This window comes from Frankia gtarii (genome assembly GCF_025403375.1).
GTDB lineage: Bacteria > Actinomycetota > Actinomycetes > Frankiales > Frankiaceae > Frankia > Frankia gtarii.
On sequence record NZ_JAMPTM010000300.1, the window covers coordinates 1 to 7,894 of the forward strand.

The 7,894-nt window shown below is 74.3% G+C and carries 12 protein-coding genes; all 12 read right to left on the reverse strand.

Features of this window, described 5'->3' with window-relative positions:
• Nucleotides 1-725: LysM peptidoglycan-binding domain-containing protein (locus tag NBZ83_RS27525; RefSeq protein WP_261576086.1), on the reverse strand; the 725-nt coding region annotated here is incomplete at its 3' end.
• The gene (locus tag NBZ83_RS27530) at nt 722-1,153 is read right to left on the reverse strand and encodes a pilus assembly protein TadG-related protein (protein WP_261563246.1); all 432 of its coding nucleotides are present in this window, start codon (nt 1,151-1,153) and stop codon (nt 722-724) included. The genes NBZ83_RS27525 and NBZ83_RS27530, both read right to left, overlap by 4 nt.
• Nucleotides 1,150-1,605 carry a TadE/TadG family type IV pilus assembly protein gene (locus NBZ83_RS33480; RefSeq protein ID WP_055752522.1) on the reverse strand — a complete coding sequence of 152 codons (456 nt, stop codon included), beginning with the start codon at nt 1,603-1,605 and terminating at the stop codon, nt 1,150-1,152. The genes NBZ83_RS27530 and NBZ83_RS33480 overlap by 4 nt, the downstream gene beginning before the upstream one ends.
• The gene (locus NBZ83_RS27540) at nt 1,602-1,928 is read right to left on the reverse strand and encodes a pilus assembly protein TadE (RefSeq protein WP_261576088.1); all 327 of its coding nucleotides are present in this window, start codon (nt 1,926-1,928) and stop codon (nt 1,602-1,604) included. The genes NBZ83_RS33480 and NBZ83_RS27540 overlap by 4 nt, the downstream gene beginning before the upstream one ends.
• 17 nt (nt 1,929-1,945) lie before the next feature.
• Entirely contained in the window at nt 1,946-2,104 is a 159-nt protein-coding gene (locus NBZ83_RS27545; protein WP_261563244.1) for a hypothetical protein, read from the reverse strand.
• Nucleotides 2,105-2,154: 50 nt separating this feature from the next.
• Nucleotides 2,155-2,355, reverse strand: a complete 201-nt coding sequence (locus NBZ83_RS27550) for a hypothetical protein (protein WP_256790507.1) — start codon at nt 2,353-2,355, stop codon at nt 2,155-2,157.
• 27 nt (nt 2,356-2,382) lie between these two features.
• Nucleotides 2,383-3,288, reverse strand: coding sequence for a type II secretion system F family protein (locus NBZ83_RS27555; RefSeq protein ID WP_055752557.1), 906 nt, complete (start codon nt 3,286-3,288; stop codon nt 2,383-2,385).
• Nucleotides 3,285-4,196, reverse strand: coding sequence for a type II secretion system F family protein (locus tag NBZ83_RS27560; protein WP_055752558.1), 912 nt, complete (start codon nt 4,194-4,196; stop codon nt 3,285-3,287). The genes NBZ83_RS27555 and NBZ83_RS27560 overlap by 4 nt, the downstream gene beginning before the upstream one ends.
• On the reverse strand, nt 4,193-5,626 hold the full coding sequence (locus NBZ83_RS27565) for a TadA family conjugal transfer-associated ATPase (protein ID WP_261562949.1): 1,434 nt from the start codon (nt 5,624-5,626) through the stop codon (nt 4,193-4,195). Before NBZ83_RS27565 ends, NBZ83_RS27560 begins: the two co-directional genes overlap by 4 nt.
• A complete protein-coding gene (locus NBZ83_RS27570) occupies nt 5,623-6,447 on the reverse strand; it encodes a MinD/ParA family ATP-binding protein (protein WP_055752559.1) in 825 nt (274 codons plus the stop codon). Before NBZ83_RS27570 ends, NBZ83_RS27565 begins: the two co-directional genes overlap by 4 nt.
• Nucleotides 6,448-6,454: 7 nt before the next feature.
• Entirely contained in the window at nt 6,455-7,147 is a 693-nt protein-coding gene (locus tag NBZ83_RS27575) for an SAF domain-containing protein (protein ID WP_256790386.1), read from the reverse strand.
• 79 nt (nt 7,148-7,226) lie between these two features.
• On the reverse strand, nt 7,227-7,894 hold a 668-nt coding region (locus NBZ83_RS27580; protein ID WP_261576087.1), incomplete at its 5' end, for an ATP/GTP-binding protein.

Genomic DNA, 7,894 nt, shown 5'->3' on the forward strand with positions numbered 1-7,894 from the left:
GGCAGGCGGAGAACCCAGCCGGGGCGGATCAGGCCGGGCTGGGTCAGTGCCCGTCCGTCCGTTTGGACGACGCCGTGGTTGAGGGCCCAGATCTGCGGCCAGCGGGCACCGTCGCCCAGGCATCGCTCGGCGATCCGCCACAGGCTGTCGTACACGCCGTTGTGGGGAAGCTGCACCACCACGGTCCCCGGCGCGGCGGCCGGCAGCGTCGGGTCGGTCGCGCTGGTGGCGGCGACCGGGACGAGCCGAGGGGCGGCGGGTGCGGTGGCGGCGGCCGGCGCGGCGGCGGGACCGCCGGCTGGGGTGAGAGGGCCGCGGGACTGGAGGACGGTGAGCAGTACCGCGCCGAGGAGGAAGGTGGTCAACCCCCGCATCCCACCGACGGGCAGCGGCGGGCTCTGGCCAGGCCAGCGTGCCTCGCGGACGACGTCCGGTACCGCCAGGACGACGGAGACGGTGAACGAGGCCCACAGCGGCCACAGCAGCACGGCGAGAATGTCCAACAGCAGGGTGTCGTCCATCGGCCCGGTCAGCCGTGCTGAGATCTCCGCCCAGGACGGCACCTGGTGGGGCAGCGGCCAGCCGATGAAATGCCACAGCCCCCACGGCAATCCGCCGATCAGGGCGATCAGCGCGGCGAGGGCGACGGCGGCGCGGGCTACGCGGACCAGCGCCAGCCCGCCGGCGGCGAACCTGCGACGGACAGGCCGGGCGGGGCGGCTCATGGGGCCGCCCCCGCGGCTGGTGGGGCAGGGTGGGCGCTGCCGGTCGCGGTGACGGTGAGCGTGTCGAGTCCGACGATGCCGAGCAGCTGGTTGTGGTGGGCCACGGTGACCGTGACGGTGATCGTGTTGTCCGCGACGGTCGCGGTGCCGGTGGCGCCGGCCTGGGTGAGGTAGGCGCGGGCGGCGGAGACCGCCTGGTCGGGCAGGAGACGGACGGTTCCGCGCTGGCGGAAGGCGGTCAGGTCGAGGTGTTGGGCGCCGGCGCGGGCGGCTTCCTGCGCGACGCCCATCGCGCTGGTCTTGTCCGCCAGCGCGCCGCCGGCGTCGAGGATCAGCCCACCGAACATGACGAACGCGGCGAACAGCACCACCACGAACACGGTGACCGTCCCCTCGTCCCGGCCATCACGCCACGGTCGGCGGGTCACGGTGCCTCTGCGCGCTGGTCGACGTGCTGGTCCACAGGACTGGTGGCGCTGGCGTGCAGCGTCGCCGTGCCCGGAGTCGCCAGCAGGGCGACATCGTGTAGCTCGACGGTGCACGCCACCTGGACCCGCACCAGCGTTCCGGGCGTCAGACCGGCGGGATCGGTCTCGACCGTCAGGTCCTGACAGGTGACCCCCGCGTCGGCCAGCGCGGCCTGCGCGGTGGCACGCGCATCGGCGCCGGCCTGGGCGGGGCTGCGGGCGATCGAGGCGGCACGGGCGGCCTGGTGGGCGACGTCGGCGATCCGCAGCTTCGCGTCTGACACTCGGTAGCACAGGACGAGGAACAGCAGCATGAGTAGCAACACCGGCATGATCAGCACCAGTTCGGTGGTGGCCGAGCCACTGTCCCGGCCGGGATCGACGGGCCGGGGCGGCGCGGGGGCAGGGGTCACGGTGTCCGCCTCTCCACTGGCCCGGCCGCGTCGGCGTTCACCCCGAGGCGTAGTCCCGGAACGACGCTCGCAGCGGTGCCGTGGACGTGGACGGCGGCACGCACGGCGTTCCGGGTGACCGTGACCTGCGGGTCGGTGAGGGTGGCGCGGCCGAGCTGGTCGAGCGTCGCCTGCGCCTGAGTCTGGCCGGCGGCGGTGCTGCCCCCGTCGGCGCGGGCCGCGGCGAGCGCCCGAGTGGCGGTGGCCTGCGCGACGTGGCTGGCGTGCGCCCAGACCGTGACCTGCGCGAGCAGCATCACCACCGTGAACAGCAACGGCAACACGAAAATCATCTCGACGGTCAGCGCGCCGTCGTCTTCCGCCCGGCGGCCAGAGGCGGCGGGCGTGCGGCCGGCGCACCGTCGCCGGGTGCCGGGACGGCTCGGGTGTGGTCGCTGCCGCCGGGGACCGCGGCTGCCCGCACCCGGCCGGCGGGCGGGCACAGGACGGCCGCGGGCACGCCGGCGTCGATCCTTGACCGGTCGGGGATGGGCTGCCACGAGTCGCCTGCTATTTGAAGGCGACGCTTCGCGCAGCATCCAGGATTTCTGGGCCAAAAATTCCGATGACGGCCAGGGCGAGGGCGGCCAGCGCGGCGATCCAGATGACGCTTTCCGTGGTGTTGCTGCCCCGGTCCTGCTCCGGCTCGTGGGGCGGCTGACTGGCCCAGCTGGTGTAGCGCGTCCAGCAGGAACGGATGAAGGTGAACATCAGGGCCTCCCCGAGGAGATACAGCGTCTACAACGAGCGGGTGATCTGGGTCAGGGCGGGATAGAAGACAAAAAGGATGAATCCGATCGCGATCAGGACGCCGGGGATGCTCATGCGTTCGGTGGCGGCTTCGGCGTCGGCTTCGGCGTTCTGGGCCTGGCGGACTCGCAGCGTGGCGGCCTTGGCGTCCAGGGACTGGCGGACGCGGGCGCCTTCGGTGCCGGCGAGGGCGACCGCGTCGGCGAGTTCGGTCAACTCGGAGATCTGAAGCTCGCCACCGAGCCGGCCGAGTGCCTCCCACGGGCTGACGCGGGTTTCCCGGGCAGTCCGCAACGCGCGGCGTAACGCCAGGAACGGCCAGCCGTGCCCGATGCCCGCGGCGTCGGTCAGCGCGCTTTCCACCCCGGCGCCGCCGGCGAGCAGCACCTGGATCAGCGAGAGATAGGCCGACAGGGCGTGGCGGAACGCCACCCGGCTGCGTTCGGCTTCCGCCCGCACGGTCAGGTCGGGCAGCAGGAACCCCACGGCGCCGAGCAGGATCGCCATGGCGGCGGGCACCGCCCAGGGAAACGGCCGGCCCCCGGCGGCGAAGGCCACCCCCACCACCGACGGGAACAGCAACCCGGCCAGACCCGCCGTGGCCTTCTCCGCCAGGTGAGCGTCGGCGGACCGCCCGAGCACGGCCAGGTCCTGGCGCAGCGCGTCGGTCGGCAGCCCGGCGGCGCGCAGCAGACCGATGAACGGCCGGCCGGCCCGTACCGCCCAGCCGTCCTGCTCGGCCGGCACCGTCGCCGCCGCCACAGGGGTCGAGGGCGCGGGGTCGAGCCGGGCCAGGGCCTCTTCCAGGGACGGGCGTGGTGGGAACGCCCAGACCGCCAGCGCCCACAGGCCGACGCCGATACCGGCGGCCAGCAGCATCATCAGCACGGTCATCGGCTGCCCCACCCCGCCCCCGCCGGCGCGGTGACGGCGGTCATCGCCGGCGCCGTGGGGTCGTCGCCGTCAAGGAAACGACCAGGAGTCTCGATCTTCGCCATGCGCCGTAGCCACCCGAATCCACCGGTGAAGATCGCCCCCACGGCGAGCAGGACCATCTGACCCGCGGCGGTGTTGTACGGGGACAGGAAGGCCCGGTTGAAGACCACCAGGCCGCCGGCGAAGACGATGCTGGTCACGACGACGACGCGCATCGTGGTGCGCATCCTCGCCCGGCCGACCTCGATCCGCCCCAGCATGTCGACCTGCGCGCGGGCGGTCGCGGCGAGCTGGCCGAGCAGCCCGGACAGCTGCCGGGCCTGGTGCTGGCTGGCCAGGATCAGTGCTGCGATCACCAGGTCGGCCAGCGGATCGTCAAGGTCGTCGGCCAGCCCGCGCAGGGCGGGCGCGAGCCGTTCGCGGTGCCCGATCCGGGTGGCCAGCACCGTGACCTCGCCGCGGATCGCCGGCGGGGCGGCGGGCGCGGTCGCCGCGATGGCCTGTTCGAGGCCGGCCGCGGCGGCGAGGGTGTCGCGGAGCTGTTCGGCCCACACCGCGATGCCCTGCGTGCGGGCTACCTGGCGGGCCTGGTCGCGGTCGGGGCCCAGCATCCGGGGAAGGCCGAACACCGCCATCGCGATCAGCAGCCCACCGACAACCCAGCCGGTCAGTGCGCCCACCACGATGCCCGCGACAACCGCGGCGGTAGCCCACCGGCCGACGTGCGGGTCGTCCCGCCACGGCAGAGAACGCCACCGGCGGGCAGGACGCGGCTCCTCCTCGGCGGATACCCCGTGCCAGCCGTAGACGATGAGCAGCAGCCCGGCGCCGACGCCCAGGCCGAGCAGCCCGAACAGGCCGGTCATGACCACCACCCCCGGGAAAGCAGATCCGGATCGAACCCGACGTCGACCAGGCCGTCGAGCAACTCGCCGGTCGGCGGGGCAGCCGGCAGGGCACGCCGGTCGGGTCCCGGTCGGTACAGCTCGTTCGTCACGACCTGCGCGCCGTCGGCGTCCACCACCTCCCGCACGCTGGACACCACCCGCCGGCCCCGCTCACCTCGCGGCTCGACGAGATGCACCACCACGTGAATCGCGCTCGCGATCAGCAGGTTCGTGGCCTCCAACGGCAGCCGCTCGGGCCCCTGCACCGCGTAGCTGGCGAGCCGGGTGAACACGCCACGGGAGGTCGAGGAGTGCAGCGTCGTCATCGAGCCGTCGTTGCCCTGGCTCATGGCGTTGAGCATCGGGATGACCTCGGGCCCCCGAACCTCGCCGACGATCACCCGGTCCGGGGACATCCGCAGCGCGGCCCGGACCAGGTCGGACGCGGAGATCGCCCCCTCGCCCTCGGTGTTGGCTTCGCGGACCTGCATCGCCACCACATCCGGGTGCGCCTGCTCGTTCTCGTCCAAGCCGAGTTCGTACACATCCTCGACCGTGACCAGTCGTTCGGACGGTGGGATCTGGTCGGCCAGCGCGAGCAGCATCGTGGTCTTCCCAATCGCGGTACCACCGGCCACCACGATGTTCTTCCGCGCCTTCACCAGCGCCGCGAGCAGGCCCTCCAGCCCGTAGTCGATGGTGCCGTTGGCGCGCAGAGCACTCAGGGTGACGTGGCGAAACCGGTGCCTCCGGATACTCACGGAAGGCCGCTGGGTGACCGCCATCACCGCGAACACCCGGCTCTTGTCCGGCAGGTGGAAATTCACCATCGGGGCGCCGCGGTCCCAGCGCCGCTCTTCCACCCCGGCGTGCGCGGCCAGGTCCCGGATCAGACTGACCAGCTCGGCGTCGGATCCGGTGATCGGCGGTAGCCGGAGGCGGCTGCCGTCCGCCCGGCGAATGAACACCCGATCACCGTTGACGTTGATGTTCTCGATCGACGGGTCGGTCAGCAGCGGTTCGAGACCGCCGAGCCCGAGGACCTCGGCGAGCACCTCGTGGATGAGCCGCTGCTCGTCCTCCGGCCGCAGGACCGCGGCCCCGCGCCCCAGCTCCGCGGTGGTATGTGCCTCCGTGAGATCCACGAGGACGGCCAGGGCGAACGCCTCCCGCGCGTCCGCGGCCAGCGGCGCTGCGCCGGCGTCCTCGTCCGCCCGCAGCCGGGCGGCCAGCGCGGCGCGCAACCCCTCCCGCAGCCGTGCGCGCAGCGCCTCGGCGGCCGACCCCGACGTACGTCCCGGCAGATCCGTCGGCGTGACCGGCCCGCCCCGTGGTGCCAGCAGGCCGGGCCAGCCCGCGCCGTTGCCGGCCGTCGTCCGGCCGGGGTCGTTCCAGGACGGCAGGGTCATCGCGCCCCCGTCCGCGTCGGGGGCAACGCGACCCGTCCGTCGCCACCGGGCGGCGCCACGGGTAGCCCGGGTGGCGCGGGTTCGGCCGGCACACTGGCGGCAAGAGCGCCGGCCATCTGTGTCACGGTCCGGCCGAGCCGTGTCCGGCCGATGCCGGACCGGCTCTGTCGACGGCCGGCGAGCACCCCGGCGGCGGCTGTGTCATACGGCAGCGGCCCCAGCACCCTGGGACCCAGCACCCGGGTGATGTCGCGGACCCGGTAGTCCGGCGTCCGGCCCGGCTCGGCGACGACCACCACATACCAGGCAGGCACCTGCCAGCCCTGCACCACATGAATCCGGGCCGCGAGGTGCGCCAGCTCGTCGTCGCGCGGTCGTACGACCAGCAGCAGCACGTCCGCGGCGCGCAACGCCGGCGCCGCCGGGGTCAGCGGGTCCAGCCGGCCGCAGTCCACGATCATCGGCCGGCCGTCAGCCTGCGCCGCGGCCCACAGCAGCGACCAGCCCCCGCCGCCGAGCTCGCCGAGCACCTGGCGGGCATGCTCGGCCCCGGCCGGCGCCGGCAGCACCTGAAGGCCCCCGGGCAGCTGTTGGACATGCTCGTCCAGCGGGCGCGGCTGCCCGCCGCGGCGGCCGGCGGCGGCCAGCGACACCAGACCCCGCCCCGCGGCCAGCCCGAACCGCGCGCCCAGGTCACCACCCGCCGGGTCGGCCTCCACCACCAGCGGCTCCCCGCCGTCCGCCGGCCAGCGATCCGCTAGCGCGAGCGCCAACGTCGTCGTCCCGGGGCTGCCTTTCAACGACCCCAGCGCAATGATCATGTGGGGTTCACCGGCCCTGGCCATTGACGGTGACGACGCCGATCTGCCCGGCCGGGGCCGCCGCCAACGCGCGGGCGTCCTCCTCAGCGAGCTGAAGCGACACCACCGTCGTCTGATCGGTGTCATGGGCCGCCACGGAGACGACTGTCGCCTCCCACGCACTGGCGGCAGCCCCCGAGGACGCGGTCGAGACCGCGCTGGTAGCGGGCGCGACGACCACCGTCACCCGCGACCCCGCCGACAGACCCGACGGGTATTGGCCGGCCTTCAGTGCCACCGCCGCGATCGCGGAACCGGGCGGGGGGACCTGCGCGGCACCCACCGCAGCCCGGGTCAGCACGGTACCGGCCGGCAGACTGTAGGCGACGGGCCGGCCGAGCACACGGTCGCGCTCGCCGGCAGGGACCGTGTCCACGCCGTCGGCGGCGATCCGCACCTCCCGCACGTCCGCCGCCGCCAGGACCTGGCCCACCGTCACCGGACGGGCCAGCACCAGCACCGGCGTCCGCGAGCCCACCCGGGCGCCGGCCAGCAGCCCGGCGGCGGCGCACCCCACTACCAGCACCACCCCGAGCAGCAGGTAGGGAACCCTGCGGCGCCGCCGGGTACCGCCGGTCAGCCGGGTGGACGGTGCCGCACCCGCGCGCCGGCCGGCGCGGTCCCCGCCGGCGGTGCGCGGCGTCGAGGACGGTGCGGTCACCACCCCGCACCCCCGACCTGCGCTCCGCCGGGACAACGAGCGGCCCGGCTCGCCCTGGTCGCGTCGGTCACGGTCGTCATCAGCCACCGCCCGTCGTCAGTGCCGGCACATCGATCACCCGGGCCGCCGCCGTCGACACCGTCGTCAGCCCCGGGAACACCCCCGTCTGGCCCGCGCCCGCCCACGACACGTCCCAGCGCACCGTCGCCGTCACCGCAAACGTCCCGCCGGGCGCGTCCAGCGACCGGTTCCGGTAGGTGTAGCCACAGTCCGGACTGGCGCTCGCCGGATCGGCCCCCGGCGGGAACGGCGTGCCCGGACCGAGGCAGGTCACCGTTGCGCCGTCCCCGAGGGACCAGGTCACCTGCACCGGCTTGGCGACCGCGGTTACGCTCACCCCGCCCGCCGCGGCCGTCGCCGACATCGGGCCCCATCCGGCCGGGTCCAGCCACAGCCACGTCGGCAATCGCACCAGCTGATCCCCGACCGGATTCATGTCGATCCGCGGACCGGCCAACCGCAACTCGTTCCGTGCCTGCTCCGCCAGTGCTGCCGGGTCCGGCGCGGGCGCCTCCACGCCCGGTGCCGCGTCCGGAATCCACACGGGGGGCCGGTACAGAGCGTCCCGCACACCAGGGGTCGTGCACTGGAACACATACCAGGCGCCCGGCCCCTGCCCCGCCTGCGCAGCCACCGGCCGCACCGACAGCTCCGACGACTCGAACACCGCCGCCCGCACCACCAGGC

Excerpts from the sequence above, each read along its gene's own strand:
- NBZ83_RS27565 (WP_261562949.1), bottom strand. The coding sequence starts at position 5,626 with ATGACCCTGCCGTCCTGGAACGACCCCGGCCGGACGACGGCCGGCAAC.
- NBZ83_RS27560 (WP_055752558.1), bottom strand. The coding sequence starts at position 4,196 with ATGACCGGCCTGTTCGGGCTGCTCGGCCTGGGCGTCGGCGCCGGGCTG.
- NBZ83_RS27550 (WP_256790507.1), bottom strand. The coding sequence starts at position 2,355 with ATGTTCACCTTCATCCGTTCCTGCTGGACGCGCTACACCAGCTGGGCC.
- NBZ83_RS27570 (WP_055752559.1), bottom strand. The coding sequence starts at position 6,447 with ATGATCATTGCGCTGGGGTCGTTGAAAGGCAGCCCCGGGACGACGACG.
- NBZ83_RS27555 (WP_055752557.1), bottom strand. The coding sequence starts at position 3,288 with ATGACCGTGCTGATGATGCTGCTGGCCGCCGGTATCGGCGTCGGCCTG.